The sequence below is a fragment of the Staphylococcus equorum genome (genome assembly GCF_029024965.1).
GTDB lineage: Bacteria > Bacillota > Bacilli > Staphylococcales > Staphylococcaceae > Staphylococcus > Staphylococcus equorum.
Window position 1 is genome coordinate 735761 of sequence record NZ_CP118982.1, and the last position, 23884, is coordinate 759644.

Sequence of the window (23884 nt, forward strand, 5' to 3'; positions counted from 1 at the left end):
AGAGAAAGAAGGGTATTTATGAAGATAGCAATCGTAGGATCAGGAAATGGTGCTGTTACAGCAGCATTAGATATGAAACATAAAGGACATGAGGTGAAGTTATATTGTCGAAATCAATCTATTGATAAGTTTGACAAGGCGATAGCGCAAGGCGGGTTTACGTTTAATAATGAAGGAGAAGAAACGTTCATTGAATTTACTGATATCAGTGATGACATGGAATATGTTGTTAGTGATGCAGAAATAATTCAAGTTATTATACCATCTACATTTATTGAGCATTATGCACATACGATGGCACCATTTATTAATGATAAGCAATTAATTTTCTTTAATATCGCAGCGGCAATGGCTTCAATTCGATTTATGAACGTCTTAGAAGATATGCGTATAGAAGTTATGCCGATATTTGCTGAAGTGAACACATTAACTTATGGGACGAGAGTGAATTTTGATGAAGCTCACGTGGACTTATCATTAAATGTAAGAAAGGTTCATTTCTCAACATATAATAAAGAACATTTAAGTGATAGCTTTGACAAAATTGAAACGCTATATCCATATGTTGTAAAAGAGGAAAGTCTTTGGAAAACAAATCTTGAGAATGGGAATCCAGAAGTGCATCCAGGTCCAACATTACTCAATGTAGGACGCATCGATTATGCAGATGACTTTGCATTATATGAAGAAGGTATAACGAAACATACTGTTCGTTTATTACACGCAGTAGAATTAGAACGATTAACTTTAGGACGTAAGTTAGGCTTTGAATTGTCTCCAGCTAAAGAAGCACGTATTGAACGTGGTTATTTAGAAAGAAAAGATGAAGATGAACCTTTAAATAGATTGTTTAACACGAGTCCAGTGTTTTCACAAATCAAAGGACCAAACCATGTGAAAAATCGTTATTTAACAGAAGATATTGCATACGGACTCGTATTATGGTCTAGTCTTGGTCGTGAAATTGAGGTTGAAACGCCAAACATTGATGCCATTATCGTGTTAGCATCTACTATTTTAGAGCGTGACTTTTTTGAAGAAGGACTCACTATTAATGAATTAGGCAAAGAAAAATTGGGGCTTAATTAATTTAAACTAACAATAGGGGGACTGTGTATGACAAGACAACCAACATTTTTAGAATCAATTTCTACTATTATAGTAATGATTATAATAGTAATTACAGGATTTGTTGTTTTTGAAATTCCAATACAAGCTTTATTAATTTTAGCATCAGCATATGCTGCATTTATAGCAAGACGTGTTGGGTTGAAATGGCAAGATTTGGAAGAAGGTATCACACATCGCTTAGCTACAGCAATGCCAGCTATCTTTATCATTTTAGCGGTTGGAATTATCGTAGGTACATGGATGTACTCAGGGACTGTCCCAGCTTTGATCTATTATGGGTTAGAATTTTTAGATCCTAATTTATTTTTAGTATCTGCATTTATTATATGTGCAATTACTTCAGTTGCCACAGGGACAGCATGGGGCTCTGCGTCTACAGCCGGCATAGCGCTAATGGCTATAGCGACACAATTACATATTACGCCAGGTATGGCAGCAGGTGCCATAATTGCAGGGGCGGTGTTTGGTGATAAAATGTCACCACTTTCAGATACGACAAATTTAGCAGCTTTAGTAACAAAAGTGAATATCTTTGCGCATATAAGAGCCATGATATGGACGACTGTACCAGCATCAATCATCGGCTTAATCGTTTGGTATTTTGCAGGTATGCAATTTGGTGGAAATACTAATACGTCACAAGTGAATGAAATGCTTAGCGAATTATCTAAAATTTATAATATAAATATTTTTGTATGGATTCCTTTATTGATTATTATTACGTGTTTGTTATTAAAAATATCGACTGTACCTGCAATGCTTATTTCAAGTTTGAGTGCAATCATTGTTGGCGCATTTAATCATGGATTTAATATTGTAGATGGATTTAAGTCCACTTTCGATGGTTTTAATAAAGGCATGGTGGCGGCAAGTAGTGGAGATTTATCAGATAGAGCCATTAATTTGGTTGAGCAGGGCGGCATGATGAGTATGACAGAAATCATTGTTACTATTTTTTGTGGCTATGCCTTCGCAGGTATTGTTGAAAAAGCAGGTTGTTTAGATGTTATTTTGAAAACAATTTCCAAAAACATTAATTCAGTTGGACAATTAATACTAGCGACCGTAATAGGTAGCTTAATAATGGTACTCGCTGCTGGTGTGGCATCTGTAGTCATTATCATGGTCGGTGTGTTAATGATGGAAATGTATAATGATATGAATTTAGATCGTTCTAATTTATCAAGAACACTAGAAGATTCAGGTACAATGATTATTCCACTTATTCCATGGGGAACATCAGGCATTTATTATACACAACAGTTAGGTGTATCAGTGGATCAATTCTTTATTTGGGCAGTACCATGTTATCTATGTATCATATTTGCAATTTTTTATGGATTTTCAGGTATTGGCATTAAAAAAGCAAAGAGTCAATAAACTAAATGATTTAAATCTATATCGTTGAAAGAGAAAAACTTATAATTCTTAATATAAATAATGAATTATAAGTTTAAAAATATATAATTCGGTTATATATAACTATGGATGAGGTGATTCTATGTTATATCTAGTGATAATTGTAGCGATATTACTATTGGCATCAGGAATTCATCAATATTTCAATGTAGATAAAAAAGTAAAGACTCCTTCTATAATCTATTTTTCAATCGGTTTTGTATTGTATATTGTAGCGATATTACTTTATAGGACCGAATTGTTAAATAGTTCAACGATAATACATGAAATTTTACTAACTACGATATTTGGACTCATTATATTTTGGATTAATTCTCATCGAAATAAGAGTAGCGATACAATTTACTACACGATTATTATTGTTATATTAACAATCGTAGTAGCGATTTTACCGTTGGCAGCGACGTCAATAATTTCATTGCAAACAATGTTTATTGTAAGACTTATTTTTTCAGTTATTTTACTCATAATAGGTGTATGTGTGTTATATACACGGATTAAAGGTAAAGCTTCAGAAAGTTTTCCATTACTTTATTTGATGGCCTTTATATATTGGATAGCGATAGCGTATTGGTTTTAATAAGTATAAGACTTTAGAAGACTGAAACATAAAAGGGGCCAAGATAGAAATCAAATTTTGAATTCTATCTTGGCCCCTTTTTCCATTTAATACTATAGCTGAATAATCACTAAAGTGAAGAACTTTAAGAAAAAATAGCAAAAAAAGACAATCCTCATGGATTGTCTTTTTTATTTAAAACATTTATTAGTGAATATAGTTGTAAGATGAAGCTTGGCTAGCTGAGATTGTACGTGAAGTAACAACGCCAGCACCTTGGCCGTAGTTCATTTCAGAAACGTTAACTGAACCGTCGCTGTTTACATTTTCAACATAAGCAACGTGACCCATTGCGCCAGTTGATGATTGTAAGATTGAACCTTGAGAAGGTGAGTTGTTTACAGTGTAACCTGATGCAGCTGCAGCGCTTGCCCAGTTGTTTGCGTTACCCCAAGTAGAACCAATTTTACCGCCAACTTTATCAAATACATAATATGTACATTGACCTGAAGTATAAAGGTTGCTTGATGAACCTGAAGTGTTAGCCATTGAGTTTGATGAACTTGATGGTGCGCTAGTAGTTGTTACTTGAACATTACTATTTGAAGTAGAAGTTGAAACAGCTCCGCTTCCACCAGTACCTTGGTTATTTGTTGTATATGATTGGTTTGAGTTACTGTTAGTAGCTGTAGAACCATTTTGATTGTAGCTATAACCACTGTTATTGCTTTGAGCATTGTTGTTGTGACCTTGGTCAGCATTGCTTGGGTTCCAGTTACCTTGCCAAGTGTAATTATAGTTACCTTGTTGATCTATTGTATATGAATAGCTGTATGATGTTGGATCATTTGGGTTATACCCACCATTGTTATTTTCTGAAGCGTCTGCATCATTTTGTGCAAAAGCAAAAGTAGCGATTCCTGCAGTAGCGATAGTAGCTGTAGCGATTTTTTTCATTGTTAAATTTCCTCCTAATAATTGTAAATCATTTATCCCAGTCTCATAAAGACATTTTTTATAATTTTTTTCGCTGTTTTAACGACAAGAATTACTTTATCAGAAAAAACTCTGTTTGTGGGGTTTGTTATCGTTTTGTAATTTAGTTCTAATAATGAAGTGCGTAATGTAACAAAAGGAAGAGAGGCATTTTAGGCTTAAAATGCCGTTAATATAACCTTTACAAAATTTACAGTGTATAATTGCACTTCAGTTTATTACAAAGCTGTAAAATAACAGAAAATTACAAACAATAAAATATGAGAGAATTTAGTTATTTAAATATTTGAAAAAACACTTTAAATAAAGACTATATGAAAAGTATTGAATTAAGGTTAATGTAAATTAAATGCTGTTCTAATAGGAAAGAAAAGAATTAGAGCATTGAAATTGACATGTTCTAATGAAGTATTTAATATAGAAGTATAAAAATTATACTTAGTTTGTGAGGTGATTATTTGAAAATAGAACTTGGTTTGACATCATTTGCAGATAATATTGATATTCATATGGAAAATGGACGACAAGCAGCTATAAGTAATGGACAAAGAATTAGAAATATAATAGAAGAAATAGAAACAGCTGACCAATATGGTTTAGATGTATATGGTTTGGGAGAACATCATCGAGCAGATTATGCAGTATCTGATCCCGTTACAGTGTTAGCAGCAGCAGCTCGTAATACAACGCATATAAAGTTAAGTAGTGCAGTAACAGTATTATCTTCTGATGATCCTGTTCGAGTTTATGAACGTTTCTCTACATTAAATGCAGTTTCTAATGGACGTGCAGAAATAATGGTAGGAAGAGGTTCATTTATTGAATCATTTCCATTATTTGGCTATGATTTAAAAGACTATGAACAACTCTTTAATGAAAAAATAGATTTATTAATGACCATTAATAAAGAGAAAATTGTAAATTGGGAAGGGGAGTTAAGACCTTCTATTGAAAATTTAAGTGTTTATCCTAAGGCGGAGCATGGGCCTTTACCAATTACGATTGCAACTGGAGGAACGCCAGAATCTTCATTGAAAGCAGGAGCATTAGGATTACCTATAACTTATGCTATAATTGGCGGTGATCCAAAAAGATTTAGAAGAAACATTGATATGTACAAATCTATTGCTAGATCTTACGGACATAATATAAATGAATTGCCTATAGCAACGCATTCGTGGGGTTACATTGCTGAAACAGATGAGTTGGCAAAACGTGAGTTTTTCCCATCGGTAAAAGCGAGTCATGATATATTAGCCAAAGAACGGGGTTGGCCACCATATGATGAAAACAGCTTCGATCGTGAAGCAGGTCCACATGGCGCTTTGTATGTTGGAAGTCCGGAAACCGTTGCACAAAAGATAATTGAAACAATTGAAGCACTAGGCCTTACTCGTTTTATGCTGCATACACCTGTAGGTTCTATGCCACATGATAAAACAATCAATACAATTAAATTGTTAGCAGAGCGAGTAAAACCTATTGTAGATAAATATTTTGAAAACAAATAAAAGGAGCGTTTATAATGATATTACGTTATTTAACAAATTTAAAATTAGCTAAGGAATTATATGATGCATCAAAACCTAAACTTAAAGGTGATCAATCAATGAAAGAATCTTTTGTTGAAGTGTTTAATTTGCCATCGAATGCAATGCCATTGGCAGGAGCACTTGAAGCATTAAGTGCTGTATTTTTCGTTTTAAGCTTTGCAAGTAAAAGATTATCACGTATTGCATCACTTATAACAATTTCAGTTTTAGGTGTAGCAGCATTTAAACACTTTGAAGCAGGACATGGTAAAGCAGGTGCTAAACATGCATTAGATTTAACAAGTTTAGCAGCATTAAGCTTCATAGATACAGTTGATCTTAAGAAAAAATAATAATGATAGAACTCAATCATTTAAAATAGCAATCGTTTAAATGCACAGCAAATGTTGGATAATAGTCTAACACTTGCTGTGCATTTTTGTATGAATTGATATAGCTCATTTAAAATATCAAAATGCATTATTTTAAATAGAGATATTTGATAATTGAAATTTTTACACCTATGTCTTTTTTTAGTAATAAAAAGGGTGAATGAACCACTAAAATTTAAAAATAAAAATAAAAGATTAAAAAAAGGGTAGGAATTGTTCATATTTTTCATAGTTAAGCATATTGAATTAAAGGCGTTAAATAGGATAAAATTAAATTACTAACATCAAGATATAACAAAAGGAGTGGTTTTGTGAATGAACAAAATTTCAAGTCACTAAATGAACTTATTGCAACTTATCAACAAGGTAGGAAATTTTTTAAAACAACGAAAAAGAACTATAAACTAAATTACGAAGAGGTACTGATATTAAATTATCTGTATAATAGTAAAGAGAATGACGTCACTGCAAAAGAAATTGCTCAATACTCAGAATTGAAACCATACTATTTAACAAAGGCTTTACAAAAGCTTATAAAAATGGATTTTTTAAATAAAAAAAGAAGCAATATAGATGAAAGAACTGTAGTAGTATATATAAATCAAGCACAACGTGATAAAATTAATGAACTTATTGAGAACTTACAAGAACAGTTTTAATGTGTGAAAGCTTGATGATAATAAGGTTGTGCGTAAGTCTAAAACGTTTGAATATTCTGAATAATGTAATTTTATAATTATAGTTATATATTGTACGAAAATATGATTTGAGAACCAAATTAAATGTGCTATACTAATATTTGTCTAATGAAAGCGCATACAAAACGGTTTGGAAAGGTGTTTTTATGAATTTATTAATCGGGATCATATTTTTAGGGATTGTTTTAGCTTTGTTTACATTGTTCACGAGTAAAGCACCAAATGGAGGCAAGGCCATGGGGGCCCTTGCTAACGCAGCTATTGCTTCATTTCTAGTAGAAGCTTTTCATAAATATGTAGGTGGAGACTTGTTTGGTATTCCATTCTTAGGAGATTTAGGTGATGCAGCTGGAGGACTTGGCGGTGTTGCAGCTGCAGGACTCGTAGCATTAGCTATGGGTGTATCTCCAGTTTATGCATTTGTAATTGCTGTTTCATGTGGAAGCATGGATCTTTTACCTGGCTTTGTTGCAGCTTATATTGCGAGTTTCGGTATGAAATGGATGGAACAAAAGTTACCAGATGGGCTTGATTTAATTGCAGCGATTATTGTCATCGCGCCTATTACACGTTTAATTGCTATTGGTACAACACCATTAGTAGATGCGACGTTATTACAAATTGGAAATATCATTAAAGAATCTACGACTTCAAGTCCTATTTTAATGGGCATTGTACTTGGTGGTATTATTACTGTTGTTGCTACTGCACCGTTAAGCTCAATGGCATTAACAGCATTATTAGGATTAACTGGTACACCAATGGCTATCGGTGCTTTAGCAGTATTTGGTTCATCATTTATGAATTTTGTATTATTTAAGCGTATGAAGTTTGGAGATCGTAAAACAACGATTTCAGTTGCAATAGAGCCTTTATCTCAAGCTGACATTGTGACAGCAAATCCAGTACCAGTATATTTAACAAACTTTGTAGGTGGTGCGCTCTCAGGTGTAATTATCTCTATGTTTGGTTTAGTAAATGATGCGACAGGTACAGCTACACCAATTGCTGGGCTTATGGTTATGTTTGGATTTAATAATGCATTAACTGTAATAATTGTGGCACTAATGTGTGCATCAGGAAGTGCACTTTGTGGTTATATAGGCTCAGTTGTTTTTAAAAACTATCCTATAGTTACTAAAGATGAATTACAACATGGCACAATGCCGAAAAAAGTAAAACAATATTATAAACTTAAAGCGGAATGCATGGAAAGTTTAGCTTAAATATAATAAATTACAAAAAAACTGTTTCTGAAATAACATTTCAGAAACAGTTTTTTGTTTGATATCGTTATCTAAGAAGCATTTGCTCTTAAGTAACGCGTCGTATTACGTTCCATTTTCGCAAAGACGAACTCTAATATTATTGCTAACAACCAGTAAAATATAGCTGCTACTGTATAAACAGGAATAAAACGATAACCTTCATTTGCAATAACACGACTGACTGCCATAATTTCAGTTACTTGAACAGCGAATGCTAGGGAAGTACCTTTGATTAGCATAATGAATTGATTTTCTATGTTAGGCAATGCATAAGCAAAAGCTTGTGGTAATACAATTTCTTTATAAATGCTGAATTTTGATAGTCCGACAGTTTGCGCAGCTTCAATTTGATTTTGATCTACGGATTGAAGACCGCCTTTAATTGATTCAGAAAGATACGCTACGGCATGAAAAGAAAAGACGATAAAGGCAATCGCTAAAGGTGAGAATATGTCAGGATTGATTGTCAAAGTGAACTGATCATTTAAAAAAAGTATAAATGAAGGTATTCCATAATATAGTATGAACAATTGAACGATTAATGGTGTACTTCTAAAAAACGAATTATACACGATTATAAGTTGAGATAAGACAGGTACATGTTTGATACGAATAATCGCAAATAACGTCCCGATAATAAGACCTACGAACATAGCTACAATGGAAATAATAATTGTATTTGGCACGCCTTTAAGCACTTCACTTATAGTATATAGAATGAATGACAAAATGATTTTCCTCCTTAAACACTATATGGTTTTTGTGTTCGTTTATCAATTAAAGTAAAGGTACCTTGAATAATTAGAGCAATAATCCAGTATATGATTGAAATTACGATATAAACCTCTAGCATACCGAGTCCGTAATTGTTTCCAATGATTAGTTTGACTTGTCCCATCATATCGATGATACCAATGGTGAAAGCTAATGAAGTATCTTTGACAAGTTCTATGATTTGAGTTGTTAAATTTGGTATGCTATTTCGTAAAGCTTGAGGTATAATAATATCTTTTAAAATTCTAGGATAAGATAAACCAATTGTTAATCCAGCTTCAATTTGACTATATTCCACGGATTGATAACCTGCTCTGATAATTTCAGAAAGGTATGCACCTGTATGTAAAGTGAATGCTAAGATAACAAAAAACAATCTACTGAAATGGTTAATATCTATATGAATAAGTAACAATAATTGAGGTAATGCAAAATATACTAAAAAGAGTTGTAATAATAATGGTGTACTCCGTATAAATGAAAGATAAACTCTTACAATAGGAGCGAGTATTTTTGTCTTTTTGATACGAATCATTGCTAAAATAAAACCAAGTATGATTGCGAAAAAGAGAGAAACAATTATCATCAATAAAGTTAAAGGTAATTGTTGTAACACTTGTCCAAACAAATCTAACCAATTGACTGATCCCATTAGTTTGTCACCTCCAATTTATCTTTCTGCTCATTAATTTCACTTAAATCATCAAAGACATTTATATCAAAATATTTTTTTGAAAGTGATTGTAATTTGCCTTCATCTTTAAGTTCTTGGGTTGCGCGATCCACGTCATCGTGAAGTTTTTGGTGTTTTTTATTATAAACGATATGCAATGGTTCTTTCTTCACAATACCACCTATTTTAACGTCGGCATTTATCTGTTCTTGGATTGCTTTATATGTGTTCCAGTTTAAAAACATGGCATCACGACGTCCTTGGCTGACCATTTTTAAATTGTCTCCATTTGAAGGTTCTTGTATTGTATTGATGTCAATTTTGGGACTATGGTCTTTATTAAACTGCGTGAGTATAGAATATAAACCACCACTTGGCGCCATAGGAGTGATTTTTTTACCCGGTAAATCTTGTAAACTATGTATGTCATTGTTGCCATTGTTTACTACTAATAAAGGTAGCGCATAACTGTAAGGCACATCTTGATAGAGAAACTGTTTTTCACGTTCTGGTGTTTTGAAAAACCAATTTATCCCCATATCAAACTTGCCTGAACCAATCCCAACTAAATTCGATTCCTCTTCACCGACCTCATATTTAAAATCATATTGAGGTAATTTCTTTTCTATTAATTTCATATAATCCATATCTAAGCCGACAAACTCATTATCTTTATTTGTATATAAATAAGGTGGATTAACTTCAGCAGAAAGTGCTACTTTAACTTCTTTTTTCTGAGAATTACTATTTGAAGCATCATTATTACCACATGCTGTTAGTACGGAAACTATCATTAACATTAATAAAAATGTGAAACTTCTTTTTAATGTCATTAAATGTCACGCTCCGTTTCAACTCTGTTTAAAAAGCGATGGATTCTCTCAGATTTTGAATCTTCCAATACTTCTTGTGGCGTTCCACGATGGATAATTTGCCCATCATCAATAAATATAACTTGATCAGCAATTGCTTTTGCAAATTGTATTTCATGTGTAACGAGTACCATCGTCATACCTTCTTGAGCAATCGATCTAATCAGAGATAAGACGCTTTGAATTGATTCAGGGTCTAAAGCAGAAGTAGGTTCATCTAATAAAAGAACTTTTGGATTGAGCGCAAGTGCACGAACAATACCTACACGTTGGCTTTGACCTCCAGATAGCTGAATAGGGTATTTATCTTTTTGATTTAATAAATTCACGCGCTCTAAATAAGATGTAGCAATATCATTAGCTTGTTTGGAAGTGTAATTTTGACCATGTATTAAACCTAAAGTGATATTTTCAAGTATTGTTTTGTTTTTAAATAAATTGTAATTTTGAAACACCATAGCTGATTTTTGACGTAATTTAGCAATATCTTTATTTGTGTGGTGTGCAGCATCAAATGTTTCATCCCCGATTTCAATGGTGCCAGATTTAGGAAGCGCGAGTGCGTTTAACGTTCTAAGTAAAGTTGTTTTCCCGGAGCCACTTGGCCCTATAATTGCAGTAACCGTGCCCTGTTCTTGTGCAAAGCCAACGTCGTTAAGTATCGTGTTCTCGTTGTATTTATGTATGATATTTTTAACTGTAATCATTCAATTTCCCCCAGTATGTCAATAAATACAAAATATCATATTAATTCTTATCGGTAAAGTAGGGATTTGGTGCTGAAAAGCTTTCTTTCAATAATGGCGAGTGTTAAACTAAGTTTAAATAGTAATAAAGTTAATGATGAGGTGATGAAAGTGAATTATTCCGCATTAATACATACGGATATTCAAGAAAAATGGATTGCAAAACTAGATACAGTTAAAACGCAATTTAAAGAGAAAGCGGAATATAATGATATCCATTCGCGCTTTCCTTATGAAAATATTGAATGGCTAGTGAAAGAAGGATATACACTGCTTACTTTACCTAAAGCATACGGTGGTGAAGGGGCAACTGTTGAAGATATGGTTATATTACAAAGCTATTTAGGATCTATTGATGGTGCGACTGCACTTTCTATAGGATGGCATTTAAGTGTAGTAGGCCAATTATATGAACAACAAATGTGGGAACCAACTATGTTAGATCGCTTTGCTGAAGCAGTGAAAAATGGAGCGTTAGTAAATAGAGCAGTTAGTGAAGCTGAGACTGGTAGCCCAACACGTGGCGGAAGACCTGCGACAAACGCTGTTAAAGTAAATGATGGATTTGTTGTTAATGGAGTAAAAACGTTTACTTCAATGAGTAAAGGGCTGACACATTTTGTTGTGAGTGCTTATTATGAAGACATCGATCAAGTAGGTTTTTTCTTAATACAAAAAGATACACCTGGTGTAGAAATTGCAGATAATTGGAATATGATAGGTATGCGTGCAACTGAAAGTCATGATTTATTATTAAATGATGTGCACATCCCGCAAGAAAACTTTGTTGAAATAAGAGGCGCCGGTGGTAAGAAACCGAATGGCTGGATTTTACATATACCAAGTGTGTATCTTGGTATTGCACAAGCAGCAAGAGACTATGCTGTAGATTTTGCTAAAAATTACAGTCCAAATAGTATTGAAGGTACAATTGGTGATATACCAACTGTGCAACAAAATATTGGGAAGATGGAAGCTCAATTATTATCTGCACGCCATTTCTTGTGGAGTACTGCTGCGATATATAATCGTGAGGTTTCAGGTAGTAAGGTTTGGAATGAAACATCAGCAAGTAAAGTGTTGGTAATGAACCAAGGGTTAGAAGTTATAGATACAGCTATGCGAATTGTTGGTGCTAAAAGTCTTCAAATGGAAAGACCATTACAACGCTATTATAGAGATATGCGCGCAGGTTTACACAATCCACCGATGGAAGATATGGCGTATACGAATATTGCACATAGTGTATTAGATCATTTTTAAAAATATATAAACAAACAGTTAAAATACATATAGACAAATTGTCTACATGTATTTTTTGTTATCCAAAAAAATTTAAAGATACTTATGATTACTATTGTAAATTTACTTTAGTCATTATATAATCGATTGGTAGTGATAATCATTTTCAATGGAGGAAAATTTATGAAAAAATTATTGTTTCCGTTAATTGCTTTAGTGCTTATTTTAGCAGCATGTGGTAATAATTCGGACAGTGACTCAAAAGCTGAAACAAAGTCTTATAAATTAGATAGTGGGAAAAAGATAGATATACCAAAAGATCCAAAACGTATAGCAGTAGTTGCTCCTACATATGCTGGTGGAATTAAATATCTTGGTGGAAATATTGTTGCGGTAAATGAACAAGTCGATAGTAGTAGCCTCCTTAAAGATAAATTTAAAGATGTTGAAAAAGTTGGCGAGAATGATGTTGAGAAAGTAGCAAAAACGAAACCAGATCTAATCGTTGTATATTCTACTGACAAAAATATAAAAAAATATAAAAAGATTGCGCCAACAGTCGTATTTGATTACGGCAAACATAAATATTTAGATCAACAAAGGGAATTAGGTAAGTTACTTGGTAAAGAAGATGAAGTAAAAGAATGGGAAGACAAATGGAAAGCACAAACTAAAAAAGATGGTAAAGAAATTAAAGATAAAATTGGTGAAGACGCAACAGTTTCAATTTTTGATGAATTCGAGAAGAAATTATATAGTTATGGACCAAACTGGGGTCGTGGCGGAGAAGTATTGTACCAAGCATTTGGCCTTAAAATGCCTGATAAATTAAATGATTTAGTTGAAAAAGAAGGTTGGGCTGAAGTGAAACAAGAAAAAATAGCAGACTATGCTGGCGATTATATTGTTTCGACAAGTAAAGGGAAATCAACACCAGCTTATGCCAAAACTAATCTATGGAATAACTTACCAGCAGTTCAAAATGACAATGTGCTTGAAGTGCAAGCTGAAACTTATTGGTATAATGACCCATATACTTTAGAATTTATGAGAAAAGATTTAAAAGAGAAATTTTTAAATAACTAATATACCGAGTTAAATTTATAAGTATTACGATTAATACTATGATCAGCTTTAAAAAGCGCAATTCAACGACTTAACACCGTTGAGTTGTGTTTTTTTATTATATGTAAAGTATTGTAAACTTTTTATTTTTAATAGTTAACATTTATGGTATAATTTTTTTCATTAGGAGGATTGACTATGACGACAAAATATTTAGTATACACTGCTTTAATGACAGCAATTATTGGTGTATTAGGATTTGTACCAGCTATTCCATTGCCGATTATGCCAGTACCTATCGTATTACAAAATATTGGTATTTTCTTAGCGGGAATTTTACTTGGACGTAAGTACGGGGCGCTTAGTGTAATTGTATTATTATTACTTGTAGCAACTGGCTTGCCATTATTATCTGGTGGACGTGGTGGTATAGGTGTATTCGCAGGACCCTCTACTGGCTTTTTAATCATGTATCCAGTCATTGCATATCTAATTGGTTTAGTAAGAGATTTGTATTTCAAAAAAATAAACTTTACTGTATTATTAGTTACAACAATTATCTTTGGTGTTATTTTATTAGATATTGTAGGTACAATTGTTATGGGGCTTATGACTAATTTACCTATTTCAAAATCAGTGACTTTATCACTTGTCTTCATGCCTGCGGATTTAGTTAAAGCAATTATTGCAAGTTTGATAGGTAATATTATGCTTAATCATAGTCGTTTTAAACAATTAATAAAATAAATATATAAGGGCAGGTGATTGAATCGTGGTGATTTCGATGAAAGATATATTTCAACAAGGTGATGTTTTTGTGGATGATACACTAAAGACAATTTATCTGACACCTGACGAACCCTTAGTCTACGATGTGAATAAATGGGATTATAAACAAATGCCGTCTATCATATCTTGGGAACAAGATATGAAAAATCAATTAGATATGCATAAAAAGCAAGCATCTCATCATTTAGCATTTACATTTCCTGAGAATACACTTTTAGATCAACAATGGTTAGATAAAATTCAAACATATGATTTTGAACTAGGACTAATGGAACTCTATGCAATTGAGTCCCAGAATATAAAAAAACATAAAAATGATCAAATTAAAGTCATGTTTGTTACTGAACAAACATTAGAAGATTATATTACAATTTATCGTCAATTTGCTGAACCGTTTGGCAAAGCGTATGCAGACGAAAGTATTGAAGTAATACGCAATCAATTCAATAAAGATAGTAAATCTCGTGTAATCGCATATAAAGCAGATGTGCCAGTAGGGATTTTGGATTTAATCATTTCACAATGTACTGTGGAAATTGATGGTTTTGGTGTAGATGAAAGTTATCAGAAACAAGGCATTGGCAGTACGATGCAAACTTTTGTGGCGGAAGTAGCTGATACGAAACCGATTATATTAATAGCTGACGGTGAAGACAGTGCTAAGGAAATGTATATCCGACAAGGTTACATATATATAAGTTACTGTTATCAAATTTTAAAAGAAAATGCTAAACACATTTAAATAATATAATTATTGAGACTGAGACATAAATACTCATGCTCAAAAAAAGGACGCATCCGTATCAAATGGATGCGTCCTTTTTATATTTAAAATCTTATTTCTGTAAAGGTCTAGATTATAAATTAATATTCGGAAGTTTCAACAGGTGTTATGCGTTCCGGATGACTGTAAATGTTGAAATTACCATCTCTAATAAATCCTATGGCAGTAATGTTTAAATCTTGAGCAAGTGTCACTGCTAATGTTGTCGGAGCAGATTTCGATAAGATGACGCCAACACCGATTTTCGCAGCTTTGATTAATATTTCTGATGAAATACGACCGCTAAATATCAACACTTTATTACGTACAGGTATATGTCGTTGTATGCAATAACCATATAATTTGTCTAGTGCATTATGACGACCAATATCTTGACGATGCTCAAAGAAGGTATCGCCATCACTAATCGCAGCATTATGAAGTCCACCAGTTTGTTTGAAAATTTTACTGGCGCTTTGCAAACGGGTCATCATATTGAGTACTTGAGTTGGATTTAACACAATTTTAGACATAGAAGTCTTTGCGACTGCCGCGTCATTTTGAAAATAAAACTCTCGACTTTTACCACAACAAGACGCAATCATGCGCTTTGTTGAATATTCGAAACGTTCACCGAGAGATTTGGTCAATTCAACATGAGCAAACCCTTTGCTATCATCTATTTGGATAGATTTTAAGTCATCATTTTTTAAAATAGCTCCTTCAGATGCTAGGAAACCTAAGACAAGCTCTTCTAAGTGGTTAGGGCTGCAAATTATAGTCGCAAATTCTTCGCCATTTACCATAATTGTTAATGGAAACTCAGTAACGTAATGATCTTTTGTTTCTACTAACTTACCGTTCTCAAACCGTACTATGGGTTGATTGGTCAGTATATCTTCATGCATGAGTACACCCCGTTTCATATTCACTCTTCCATTTTAGCGCATTTTTCAATGTAAAAAAAAGATTCAGTTTATGAATATAACAAAGGATTTTTAATTTACACATTGTAATATTTATAATGATTTTTAAAATGGTCAAGATTGATTAAAAGGATATATACAAGTAAACTTATGGTAAACAATTAAAGAGGTGAATTTCGATATGGCAAGTATACGAGATATTGCACGTGATGCAGAGGTAAGTCCTGGCACTGTTTCACGCGTATTAAATAATGATCCAACATTGTCAGTTTCAAAAGATACGAGAGAAAGGATTCATCGTGTTGCAAACGAACTACAATATCAAAAATCAGCTAGAAAAAATAAAAGCATTCAAATCATTACCTATGCATCTCGAGCTAAAGAAATGTCAGACCCTTATTATAGAGAGATACGCTTAGCAATAGAAGCTGAAGTTAAGCGTTTGAATTTGTCTTTGAAGCGCACAATTAGAATCGATGGAAACGATAAAAATCTAGATTTATATAAAGTCGACAAGGCAGGGGCAATTATCGTAGTAGGTAATTTTTCTACAGAAGCATTGAACACACTACGTGAATATAATGAAAATATAGTTGTCATTAACAATCCTAATACACCGAAATCAATAGATGCTGTCTATTCAGATTTACACTATTCTATGACCAACTTATTGGATGAAATCAAGTCATTAGGAATGACTCAAATTGCGTATATCGGTGGTAGTCATATGATTAGAGATTTAGCCGGTACACCGTTTTCAAATCATACAGATGTTAGATATAAAGCATATAGAGAATGGTGTTCTGAACATCAAATTAACGAAATAACTATGATTAATGGCTGGAAAAAAGAAAATGGTGAAGAAGCTGTAAAAACATTGTTAAATGCGCATCGGTTACCTGAAGTTTTTATAGCAGGGAACGATATGATTGCTATAGGTATATTACAACAAATTCAATATGAAAAAATAGCAATTCCAAAAGATGTTAAATTGATAAGTTTTAATGATTTAGAAGTCATACAATATGCTGTGCCTTCTATAAGTAGTGTGCACATACCAGTAGATGAATTTGGTAGAACTGCAGTGCGAATGGCAGAAGAGCGCATTAATAAAACGAGACACGTTGCCATACATGTCGTAGTAGAAGCACAGCTTAAAGAGCGGAATACTTTTAAAACAAAAAGACAATCTTAATTGACAAAACATTTAGTAAACAAGTAAACTTTAATTGTGTTTACTAGAAGAATATCATTATAGAAGAAATGATTTATATAGGAGGAGTGGGTTATTATGTTACAAGCCATGCATGATAAGTTTGAAACTTTGTTTGGCGTTAAGGCTGAAGTCAGTGCTTTTGCTCCGGGACGCATTAATTTAATAGGCGAACATACGGATTACAACGGTGGGTATGTTTTTCCAGCTGCGATTGAGTTGGGTACATATGGCCTAGCTACAAAGCGAGATGATAAACTTATTCAACTTTATTCAAATAATTTTGAAGAGGTTGGTATGATTACATTTACGTTAGATGAATTAGAATTCGAAACGGCACATGATTGGGCAAATTATCCTAAAGGTGTAGTTAAATATTTAAGTGAACAATTCTCTGACATAGATCATGGTTTCAATATTTTAGTTGAAGGAAATATTCCAAATGGGGCAAGTTTGTCATCGTCAGCGTCTATTGAATTATTAACTGGCTGGCTCATTAAGCAGTTGTTTACTTTAGATTTAGAACGCTTAGCACTTATAAAAATTGGACAGCGTGTTGAAAATAAATTTATTGGTGTCAATTCAGGTATTATGGATCAATTTATTATTGGTATGGGTAAAGCTGAACAAGCAATATTACTAGATACTGCAACTTTAGAATTTGATTATGTACCTGCGAAATTTGGAGATTATGTCATATCAATTATGAATACGAACAAGCGACGTTCTCTTACAGAAAGTAAATATAATGAACGTAGAGCACAATGTGAGTCGGCATTAGCTTCGTTGCAACAAGCACTTGATATTGCATCATTAGGGGAGCTGTCATTAGAACAATTTGAACAGCATCAAGATCTTATTGAGGATGAAGTGAAGCGTCGTCGTGCAAGACACGCAGTTTCGGAGAATGAACGCACGAAAAAAGCACATCGAGCGTTAGCAGAAAATAACTTTAATCAATTTGGAAAGTTATTAAATGAATCTCACACATCATTAAAAGAAGATTATGAAGTTACAGGGATAGAATTAGATACATTAGCAGAAACAGCTCAGCAAGTTGATGGCGTGTTGGGAGCTAGAATGACTGGTGCTGGCTTCGCAGGTTGCGCAATTGCTTTAGTGCATAAAGATAGTGTAAAACAATTGGAAAATGAAGTTTCTAAACAATATATAGAGCGCATAGGTTACGCTCCGTCATTTTATCATGTGGGTATAAGTGATGGCGTTAAATCATTATAAGTTATTAATCAATGGATAGAGAAAGGATTTTGTATATGTCTGTTTTAGTTTTAGGTGGCGCTGGTTATATAGGAAGTCATGCGGTAGATCAGTTAATTGCAAGAGGATACAACGTTATTGTAGTAGATAATCTAGGTACAGGACATAGAGCAGCTGTGCATAAAGAAGCTACGTTTTATGAAGGAGACATTCGAGACAAAGCATTTTTAGATGATGTCTTTAATAACGAAAGCATCGAAGGTGTATTCCATTTTTGTGCTTATTCATTAGTTGGTGAATCTGTTGAAAAACCGTTAGCCTATTTCAATAATAATGTGCACGGATTACAAGTGTTATTAGAAGTCATGTATGACCATCAGGTAGAACATATTATTTTTTCTTCGACAGCTGCAGTTTATGGTGAGCCAGATTCAGTACCTATTACTGAGGAAGATTCTAAAACACCTACAAGTCCATATGGTGAAAGTAAATTGATGATGGAGAAAATGATGCACTGGAGTCATGAAGCATACGGGGTTAATTATGCAGCACTGCGTTATTTTAATGTTGCAGGTGCTAAAGAAAATGGCGCTATTGGTGAAGACCACCGTCCAGAGACACATCTTATACCAATTGTATTAGAAGTCGCACTTGGACAAAGAGAACACTTAACAATATTCGGTGATAATTATGATACAGAAGATGGGTCATGTATTCGTGATTATCTTCACGTCGTTGATTTAATAGATGCGCATATTTTGGCGTATCAACATTTACAAAACGGCGGAGCATCTGGTGCATTTAATTTAGGAAGCAGTCAAGGTTATTCGGTATTTGAAATTCTAGAAGCTGCAAGAACAGTAACAAATGAACCTATTGAAGCAGTAGTAGGAGAAAGAAGAGCAGGTGATCCAAGTAAATTAATCGCATCAAGTGATAAGGCGCAACAAGTGCTTGGCTGGAAACCACAGCACGATAACATTAATGATATTATTAATTCAGCGTGGCAATGGCATCATCAACATCCAAATGGATATCAAGAAAATGTGGAGGGTTAATGCATGTTATTAAATCAACAATTAGTACAACAATTTGTATCACAAGCAATTTCGTATGGTGATTATGAAGAAGAAGATAGCATTTATATTCAAAACCAGCTATTGCGTAATTTAAATGCAAAAGGTATTGATGATTCAGCAGTGTCTGAATTAAATAAAGATGCGACAGCAAATGAAATTACACAATATTGGATTCGCCAAGCTGTTAGTGAAAATTGTATTGAAGATGCATTATATAGTAAAGAAATTGTTGAAGCTCAAATTCTAGACTTAATTACACCACGCCCATCGGTAATTGACCGCAAGTTTAACGAAGCATATAAAGAGTCACCAGAAGCGGCTACAGATTATTTTTATGACATAGCTAAACGTAATCACTATGTCAAAGAAGATGCAATTGCGAATAATATTAATTATGATGTTGCTACTGAATACGGAGATATTGAAGTCACGATTAATCTATCAAAACCTGAAAAAGATGCAAAACAAATTGCAAAAGCGAAAGAAGCACCAGCTACCGCTTATCCGAAATGTGCATTATGCATAGAAAATGAAGGATTCAAAGGCTCAGTGCTACAAGCTGCAAGAACAAATCACCGCGTCATTCGCTTAAATTTAAATGGTGAAAAGTGGGGCTTCCAATTTTCGCCATATGCCTATTTTGCTGAACATAGTATTGTGTTATCTAAACAACATGTCCCTATGGAAATCAATAAAAATACTTTCATTAATTTGTTAGATTTTATAGATCAATTTCCTCATTATTTTATTGGGTCTAACGCGGATATACCTCTTGTGGGTGGATCAATTTTATCGCACAATCATTATCAAACTGGAAGACATGTATTTCCGATGGATAACGCTGCTGAAATAAATCAATTTACTATTGCTAATTATCCATCAGTTCAAGCTAGCACTTTAAATTGGCCAATGAGTGTTATTCGTTTGAAAGGCGACAATAGAGAGCAACTGATTGAAGCAGCTACTTATGTCATGACACAATGGAATCAATATTCGGATGATAGTGTGGATATTAAAGCATTTAGCATTAATGGTGAACGTCATCATACGATTACACCAATCGCAAGATATAGGGAACAACAATATGAATTAGACATTGTCTTAAGAGACAATCAAACTTCAGAACAATTCCCTGATGGCATCTTCCATCCACATAAAGACGTGCAACATATTAAGAAAGAAAATATAGGTCTAATTGAAGTAATGGGAACTGCTATATTACCAGGGCGACTAAAACAAGAATTACAACAAGTTAAAGATTATTTATTAGATAAAACTCAAATAGATTTAGGAATACATCAACAATGGGCTGAAGAAATGAAACAATCATATGATATTAATGTAAATAATGTCGATGAAGTTGTAGATAAAGAAGTAGGATTTAAATTCAAACGTGTATTAGAAGATGCTGGCGTATTTAAGAATACAGAACAAGGTCATCACGCGTTTAAACGCTTTATTGAACAACTATAAAACAGTGCATCACAATTATAAAAAATATACGCTTACAAAAGGCCTAAGTACTATCATTTAGGTCTTTTGTTTTTTTATGAATAAGAATATAATTATAAGTGATAGGAGTTGTTTTATATGAAAATAAAATATTTAATCGTAATGTTTATGACGCTATGTCTAGTATTAGCAGGGTGTTCAAATGGAAACAGTAAGAGCAAAAACGATAGCAATTCTGATGGAAATGAAAAAAAACAAGAACTACATATTTCAGCAGCAGCAAGTCTGACTGACGCAACTAAAGAATTGAAACGAGCATTTGAAGCAGATCATAAAGATGCAAATGTTACATTTAATTATGGTGGGTCTGGTTCATTAAGACAACAGATTGAAAAAGGTGCACCTGTAGATGTATTTATGTCAGCAAACAAGAAAGACGTTGATGCATTACAAGATAAAGATAAAGCACAAAATACATATGAATACGCTAAAAATAAACTCGTACTTATTGGTGCCAAGGACAGTAATTATAAATCGGTTGAATCTCTACAAGAAGGCGATAAATTAGCCATTGGTGAGGTTAATTCTGTGCCAGCGGGGAAATACGCTCAGCAATATTTAAAAGATAACGGTTTATACGAACAAGTGAAACCTAATTTAGTATTTGCTAAAGATGTGCGACAAGTACTAAACTATGTTGAAAAAGGTAATGCGCAATTAGGGTATGTGTATAAAACTGACTTATATCAAAGCCAGCAAAATGGCGAGAGTCATGTTAAAGAAATCGATGCAGCTGATTTAAAGCAACCCATTGTTTATAAAGCAGCGACAACATCAGATAAGCAGTTAGCTAAAGCATGGATTGACTTTCTTAAGACAGATCAAGCTAAAGAAATATTAGAAAAATATCAATTTGAAGCATAGGAGGTTTTAGCAATGGTAGATGTTACACCATTTTGGATATCACTCAAAGTAGCTGTTATTAGTACAATCATCGTTACTTTTATTGGTATCGTTGTTTCAAGATGGTTGTATAAACGACATGGTTTTATTGCTAGAATCTTAGAAAGTATAATTATTTTACCTATTGTATTACCACCAACTGTTATGGGATTTATTTTATTAATTGTCTTTTCACCTAGAAGTTTTGTTGGTGCATTTTTTACAGATGTATTAAATTTACCAGTAGTTTTTACGCTGACTGGAGCAGTTATTGCATCTGTGATTGTGAGTTTTCCATTGATGTATCAACATACTGTTCAAGGGTTTCGGAGTATAGATAATAAAATGCTCAATACTGCACGAACGATGGGTGCAAGTGAAAACAAGATATTTTTCAAATTAATTTTACCATTGTCCAAGCGTCCGATATTATCAGGAATTATGATGAGCTTTGCCCGAGCAATAGGGGAATTTGGTGCGACACTGATGGTTGCTGGTTACATACCTAATAAAACGAATACGTTACCTTTAGAAATATACTTTTTAGTAGAACAAGGTAAAGAAAATCAAGCGTGGTTGTGGGTGATTGTCCTTGTCGCATTTGCGATTACAGTAATTGGCACAATCAATGTGTTGAATAAAGACCGTTATCGGGAGGTAGATTAATTGTTGAAATTACATTTAGAGCATGCGCTCAAAAACACGCAATTGCATATGAAGATACAAGATATTGAACCTAAAATTTATGCAGTTAAAGGTCCTTCCGGTATTGGTAAAACAACAATTTTAAATATTATAGCAGGATTGAAAAGTGCAAATAAGGCATATATAGAAGTTAATGAACGTATTTTAACTGATACGCCTAACAATATAGATATGAAAATTCAACAGCGTAATATTGGCTACTTATTTCAAGATTATCAATTGTTTCCTAATATGGATGTGTATCAGAATATAACTTTTATGGCGCAACCTTCTGAACATATAGAGACTTTGATGCATCAATTAAACATTGCGCATTTAAAGCCACAGTTTCCAATGAGACTGTCGGGTGGAGAATCCCAGCGTGTGGCATTAGCAAGAACATTAAGTACTAGACCAGATCTCATATTATTGGACGAACCATTTTCAAGCTTGGATGATACGACTAAAGATGAAAGTATTCAGTTAGTAAAGCGCATATTTGAAGAGTGGCAAATACCAATTATTTTTGTAACACATTCTAATTATGAAGCAGAGGCACTGGCTCATGAAGTGATTAATATTGAATGAGTGATTGCCGATAAGATGCCACAATCACAAGATATATTCTAGGTGATTAGGTACTTGTGAAATTATAAGATATTAAAAATAAGACCCATCCATTATTAGTATTTATGGATGGGTCTTATTGTGTTGACGTGTCGATTATAATTTATTTTCCGGAATTGGAAAATAGTCAAATATTTCTCCTGAATTGAGCGCATCTGTTAGAGTAGATAGCCAAGCATAATAGAGTTTAGAATGTTCTATTTGCTCTAAAATTTCTTGTGCTTCTTCTATGATTTCAGGTGTAGCAGTTTCAGAATGAATAATGGGATTCAATAAAGATTCAGCTTTGTATATTGCTTCTGAATTCAATTTGATTTCACGTTTCCATTTTTGTGAAAAGAAGTTTCCAAAAAACGTAAAAAAGTCTTTTTCAGCAGTAAAGTGTTGTTTTCTACTTCCTCGAACAAACTCTTGTTTTACGCCATCAAATTCTTGCAGTCTTTTAACACCTGCACTCATGCTGGGCTTACTCATTTGTAATTCATAACGCATTTCATCTAGTGTCATATTACTTTGTTCAAAAACCATCGTGCCATATAGATTACCTACACTACGATTGACTCCATAAAGATCCATCGTTTCTCCAATTGAATTGATGACGATATCTTTTGCTTGCTCCAATAGTTGTTCATAGTCTTTTGAACGTGCCATTGATTCACCTCCATGTAATAGTTAACTTATTGTAACACGAACATATAATTAAAGGATATGCTTTATAAGTAACGTGCGGCATGATTTAGAGCATATTAAGTGTATTAATAAAACCATTAACATTTCTAGTTATACCAATCATTGTTAGTGCTCAGAATCAAAAAAATACATAG

The 23884-nt window shown here is 33.3% G+C and carries 25 protein-coding genes; 18 read left to right on the forward strand and 7 right to left on the reverse strand.

From position 1 onward, the window contains the following. The first annotated feature begins 18 nt into the window (after nt 1–18). The 3 genes from PYW44_RS03320 (at nt 19) to PYW44_RS03330 (ending at nt 3130) form a co-directional block, all read left to right on the forward strand. Entirely contained in the window at nt 19–1089 is a 1071-nt protein-coding gene (locus PYW44_RS03320) for an NAD/NADP-dependent octopine/nopaline dehydrogenase family protein (protein WP_021338433.1), read from the forward strand. Between the two features lie 27 nt (nt 1090–1116). Then, nucleotides 1117–2511 carry a Na+/H+ antiporter NhaC gene (gene nhaC / locus PYW44_RS03325; RefSeq protein WP_115075961.1) on the forward strand — a complete coding sequence of 465 codons (1395 nt, stop codon included), beginning with the start codon at nt 1117–1119 and terminating at the stop codon, nt 2509–2511. Between the two features lie 121 nt (nt 2512–2632). After that, a complete protein-coding gene (locus tag PYW44_RS03330) occupies nt 2633–3130 on the forward strand; it encodes a hypothetical protein (RefSeq protein ID WP_021338432.1) in 498 nt (165 codons plus the stop codon). 186 nt (nt 3131–3316) lie between these two features. On the opposite strand, the gene PYW44_RS03335 is transcribed toward PYW44_RS03330, so the two are convergent. Continuing rightward, nucleotides 3317–4066 carry a CHAP domain-containing protein gene (locus tag PYW44_RS03335; protein ID WP_021338431.1) on the reverse strand — a complete coding sequence of 250 codons (750 nt, stop codon included), beginning with the start codon at nt 4064–4066 and terminating at the stop codon, nt 3317–3319. Nucleotides 4067–4563: 497 nt separating this feature from the next. Between PYW44_RS03335 and PYW44_RS03340 the strand changes: the two genes are divergently transcribed. The 4 genes from PYW44_RS03340 to PYW44_RS03355 all read left to right on the forward strand — a co-directional run bounded on the left by PYW44_RS03340 (nt 4564) and on the right by PYW44_RS03355 (nt 7953). Beyond that, the gene (locus PYW44_RS03340; RefSeq protein WP_002506918.1) at nt 4564–5616 is read left to right on the forward strand and encodes an LLM class flavin-dependent oxidoreductase; all 1053 of its coding nucleotides are present in this window, start codon (nt 4564–4566) and stop codon (nt 5614–5616) included. Between the two features lie 14 nt (nt 5617–5630). Next, the gene (locus tag PYW44_RS03345; protein WP_002506919.1) at nt 5631–5990 is read left to right on the forward strand and encodes a hypothetical protein; all 360 of its coding nucleotides are present in this window, start codon (nt 5631–5633) and stop codon (nt 5988–5990) included. A 350-nt stretch (nt 5991–6340) separates the two neighbouring features. Further along, nucleotides 6341–6688, forward strand: a complete 348-nt coding sequence (locus PYW44_RS03350; protein WP_021338429.1) for a transcriptional regulator, SarA/Rot family — start codon at nt 6341–6343, stop codon at nt 6686–6688. A gap of 185 nt (nt 6689–6873) precedes the next feature. After that, nucleotides 6874–7953, forward strand: a complete 1080-nt coding sequence (locus PYW44_RS03355) for a PTS sugar transporter subunit IIC (protein WP_002511464.1) — start codon at nt 6874–6876, stop codon at nt 7951–7953. Nucleotides 7954–8024: 71 nt separating this feature from the next. Here the strand turns inward: PYW44_RS03355 and PYW44_RS03360 are convergent, their stop codons facing one another. The 4 genes from PYW44_RS03360 to PYW44_RS03375 are packed head-to-tail and all read right to left on the reverse strand — an operon-like array spanning nt 8025 to nt 11021. Continuing rightward, nucleotides 8025–8723: an amino acid ABC transporter permease gene (locus PYW44_RS03360; RefSeq protein WP_002506923.1), complete on the reverse strand. Its 699-nt coding sequence runs from the start codon at nt 8721–8723 to the stop codon at nt 8025–8027. A gap of 14 nt (nt 8724–8737) precedes the next feature. Continuing rightward, nucleotides 8738–9421: an amino acid ABC transporter permease gene (locus PYW44_RS03365; protein ID WP_002506924.1), complete on the reverse strand. Its 684-nt coding sequence runs from the start codon at nt 9419–9421 to the stop codon at nt 8738–8740. Continuing rightward, entirely contained in the window at nt 9421–10275 is an 855-nt protein-coding gene (locus PYW44_RS03370) for an amino acid ABC transporter substrate-binding protein (RefSeq protein ID WP_021338427.1), read from the reverse strand. Before PYW44_RS03370 ends, PYW44_RS03365 begins: the two co-directional genes overlap by 1 nt. Beyond that, nucleotides 10275–11021 carry an amino acid ABC transporter ATP-binding protein gene (locus tag PYW44_RS03375; RefSeq protein WP_002511462.1) on the reverse strand — a complete coding sequence of 249 codons (747 nt, stop codon included), beginning with the start codon at nt 11019–11021 and terminating at the stop codon, nt 10275–10277. Before PYW44_RS03375 ends, PYW44_RS03370 begins: the two co-directional genes overlap by 1 nt. Nucleotides 11022–11165: 144 nt before the next feature. Here PYW44_RS03375 and PYW44_RS03380 point away from each other — a divergent pair, with 144 nt between their 5' ends. From PYW44_RS03380 to PYW44_RS03395, 4 genes are all read left to right on the forward strand, one after another. Further along, nucleotides 11166–12323 carry an acyl-CoA dehydrogenase family protein gene (locus tag PYW44_RS03380; RefSeq protein ID WP_031265837.1) on the forward strand — a complete coding sequence of 386 codons (1158 nt, stop codon included), beginning with the start codon at nt 11166–11168 and terminating at the stop codon, nt 12321–12323. A 162-nt stretch (nt 12324–12485) separates the two neighbouring features. Continuing rightward, a complete protein-coding gene (locus PYW44_RS03385) occupies nt 12486–13388 on the forward strand; it encodes an ABC transporter substrate-binding protein (protein ID WP_002506928.1) in 903 nt (300 codons plus the stop codon). A gap of 177 nt (nt 13389–13565) precedes the next feature. Further along, nucleotides 13566–14114 (forward strand): biotin transporter BioY, encoded by a 549-nt coding sequence (locus tag PYW44_RS03390; RefSeq protein WP_002506929.1) that lies wholly within the window; start codon nt 13566–13568, stop codon nt 14112–14114. 37 nt (nt 14115–14151) lie between these two features. Further along, entirely contained in the window at nt 14152–14898 is a 747-nt protein-coding gene (locus PYW44_RS03395) for a GNAT family N-acetyltransferase (RefSeq protein ID WP_031265836.1), read from the forward strand. A 122-nt stretch (nt 14899–15020) separates the two neighbouring features. On the opposite strand, the gene fdhD is transcribed toward PYW44_RS03395, so the two are convergent. Next, nucleotides 15021–15827 carry a formate dehydrogenase accessory sulfurtransferase FdhD gene (fdhD, locus tag PYW44_RS03400; protein WP_031265834.1) on the reverse strand — a complete coding sequence of 269 codons (807 nt, stop codon included), beginning with the start codon at nt 15825–15827 and terminating at the stop codon, nt 15021–15023. A 199-nt stretch (nt 15828–16026) separates the two neighbouring features. Between fdhD and PYW44_RS03405 the strand changes: the two genes are divergently transcribed. The 7 genes from PYW44_RS03405 (at nt 16027) to PYW44_RS03435 (ending at nt 23021) form a co-directional block, all read left to right on the forward strand. Further along, nucleotides 16027–17040, forward strand: coding sequence for a LacI family DNA-binding transcriptional regulator (locus tag PYW44_RS03405; RefSeq protein WP_021338422.1), 1014 nt, complete (start codon nt 16027–16029; stop codon nt 17038–17040). A gap of 96 nt (nt 17041–17136) precedes the next feature. Continuing rightward, the gene (locus PYW44_RS03410; RefSeq protein ID WP_069801818.1) at nt 17137–18297 is read left to right on the forward strand and encodes a galactokinase; all 1161 of its coding nucleotides are present in this window, start codon (nt 17137–17139) and stop codon (nt 18295–18297) included. Between the two features lie 35 nt (nt 18298–18332). Continuing rightward, a complete protein-coding gene (gene galE / locus PYW44_RS03415; RefSeq protein WP_021338420.1) occupies nt 18333–19334 on the forward strand; it encodes a UDP-glucose 4-epimerase GalE in 1002 nt (333 codons plus the stop codon). A 3-nt stretch (nt 19335–19337) separates the two neighbouring features. Then, nucleotides 19338–20828: a UDP-glucose--hexose-1-phosphate uridylyltransferase gene (gene galT, locus PYW44_RS03420; protein ID WP_021338419.1), complete on the forward strand. Its 1491-nt coding sequence runs from the start codon at nt 19338–19340 to the stop codon at nt 20826–20828. 117 nt (nt 20829–20945) lie between these two features. Beyond that, nucleotides 20946–21731 (forward strand): molybdate ABC transporter substrate-binding protein, encoded by a 786-nt coding sequence (modA, locus tag PYW44_RS03425; RefSeq protein ID WP_021338418.1) that lies wholly within the window; start codon nt 20946–20948, stop codon nt 21729–21731. A gap of 12 nt (nt 21732–21743) precedes the next feature. Continuing rightward, the gene (gene modB, locus PYW44_RS03430; RefSeq protein ID WP_021338417.1) at nt 21744–22415 is read left to right on the forward strand and encodes a molybdate ABC transporter permease subunit; all 672 of its coding nucleotides are present in this window, start codon (nt 21744–21746) and stop codon (nt 22413–22415) included. After that, complete coding sequence (locus PYW44_RS03435; protein WP_021338416.1) at nt 22416–23021, forward strand: ATP-binding cassette domain-containing protein; 606 nt, start codon at nt 22416–22418, stop codon at nt 23019–23021. It begins immediately after the preceding gene. Nucleotides 23022–23156: 135 nt separating this feature from the next. Here PYW44_RS03435 and cudC read toward each other — a convergent pair whose 3' ends face one another. Next, nucleotides 23157–23711 (reverse strand): choline uptake/conversion transcriptional regulator CudC, encoded by a 555-nt coding sequence (gene cudC / locus PYW44_RS03440; RefSeq protein WP_021338415.1) that lies wholly within the window; start codon nt 23709–23711, stop codon nt 23157–23159. Nucleotides 23712–23884: the final 173 nt, after the last annotated feature.

Bases quoted from the DNA above. Each gene is read 5' to 3' on its own strand.
- galT (WP_021338419.1), top strand. From the start codon at position 19,338: ATGTTATTAAATCAACAATTAGTACAACAATTTGTATCACAAGCAATT.
- modB (WP_021338417.1), top strand. From the start codon at position 21,744: ATGGTAGATGTTACACCATTTTGGATATCACTCAAAGTAGCTGTTATT.
- PYW44_RS03385 (WP_002506928.1), top strand. From the start codon at position 12,486: ATGAAAAAATTATTGTTTCCGTTAATTGCTTTAGTGCTTATTTTAGCA.
- PYW44_RS03330 (WP_021338432.1), top strand. From the start codon at position 2,633: ATGTTATATCTAGTGATAATTGTAGCGATATTACTATTGGCATCAGGA.
- cudC (WP_021338415.1), bottom strand. From the start codon at position 23,711: ATGGCACGTTCAAAAGACTATGAACAACTATTGGAGCAAGCAAAAGAT.
- PYW44_RS03335 (WP_021338431.1), bottom strand. From the start codon at position 4,066: ATGAAAAAAATCGCTACAGCTACTATCGCTACTGCAGGAATCGCTACT.
- galE (WP_021338420.1), top strand. From the start codon at position 18,333: ATGTCTGTTTTAGTTTTAGGTGGCGCTGGTTATATAGGAAGTCATGCG.
- PYW44_RS03375 (WP_002511462.1), bottom strand. From the start codon at position 11,021: ATGATTACAGTTAAAAATATCATACATAAATACAACGAGAACACGATA.
- nhaC (WP_115075961.1), top strand. From the start codon at position 1,117: ATGACAAGACAACCAACATTTTTAGAATCAATTTCTACTATTATAGTA.
- PYW44_RS03390 (WP_002506929.1), top strand. From the start codon at position 13,566: ATGACGACAAAATATTTAGTATACACTGCTTTAATGACAGCAATTATT.
- PYW44_RS03370 (WP_021338427.1), bottom strand. From the start codon at position 10,275: ATGACATTAAAAAGAAGTTTCACATTTTTATTAATGTTAATGATAGTT.
- PYW44_RS03395 (WP_031265836.1), top strand. From the start codon at position 14,152: ATGAAAGATATATTTCAACAAGGTGATGTTTTTGTGGATGATACACTA.
- PYW44_RS03365 (WP_002506924.1), bottom strand. From the start codon at position 9,421: ATGGGATCAGTCAATTGGTTAGATTTGTTTGGACAAGTGTTACAACAA.
- PYW44_RS03405 (WP_021338422.1), top strand. From the start codon at position 16,027: ATGGCAAGTATACGAGATATTGCACGTGATGCAGAGGTAAGTCCTGGC.
- PYW44_RS03410 (WP_069801818.1), top strand. From the start codon at position 17,137: ATGTTACAAGCCATGCATGATAAGTTTGAAACTTTGTTTGGCGTTAAG.
- PYW44_RS03355 (WP_002511464.1), top strand. From the start codon at position 6,874: ATGAATTTATTAATCGGGATCATATTTTTAGGGATTGTTTTAGCTTTG.
- PYW44_RS03320 (WP_021338433.1), top strand. From the start codon at position 19: ATGAAGATAGCAATCGTAGGATCAGGAAATGGTGCTGTTACAGCAGCA.
- fdhD (WP_031265834.1), bottom strand. From the start codon at position 15,827: ATGCATGAAGATATACTGACCAATCAACCCATAGTACGGTTTGAGAAC.
- PYW44_RS03380 (WP_031265837.1), top strand. From the start codon at position 11,166: ATGAAAGTGAATTATTCCGCATTAATACATACGGATATTCAAGAAAAA.
- PYW44_RS03345 (WP_002506919.1), top strand. From the start codon at position 5,631: ATGATATTACGTTATTTAACAAATTTAAAATTAGCTAAGGAATTATAT.
- modA (WP_021338418.1), top strand. From the start codon at position 20,946: ATGAAAATAAAATATTTAATCGTAATGTTTATGACGCTATGTCTAGTA.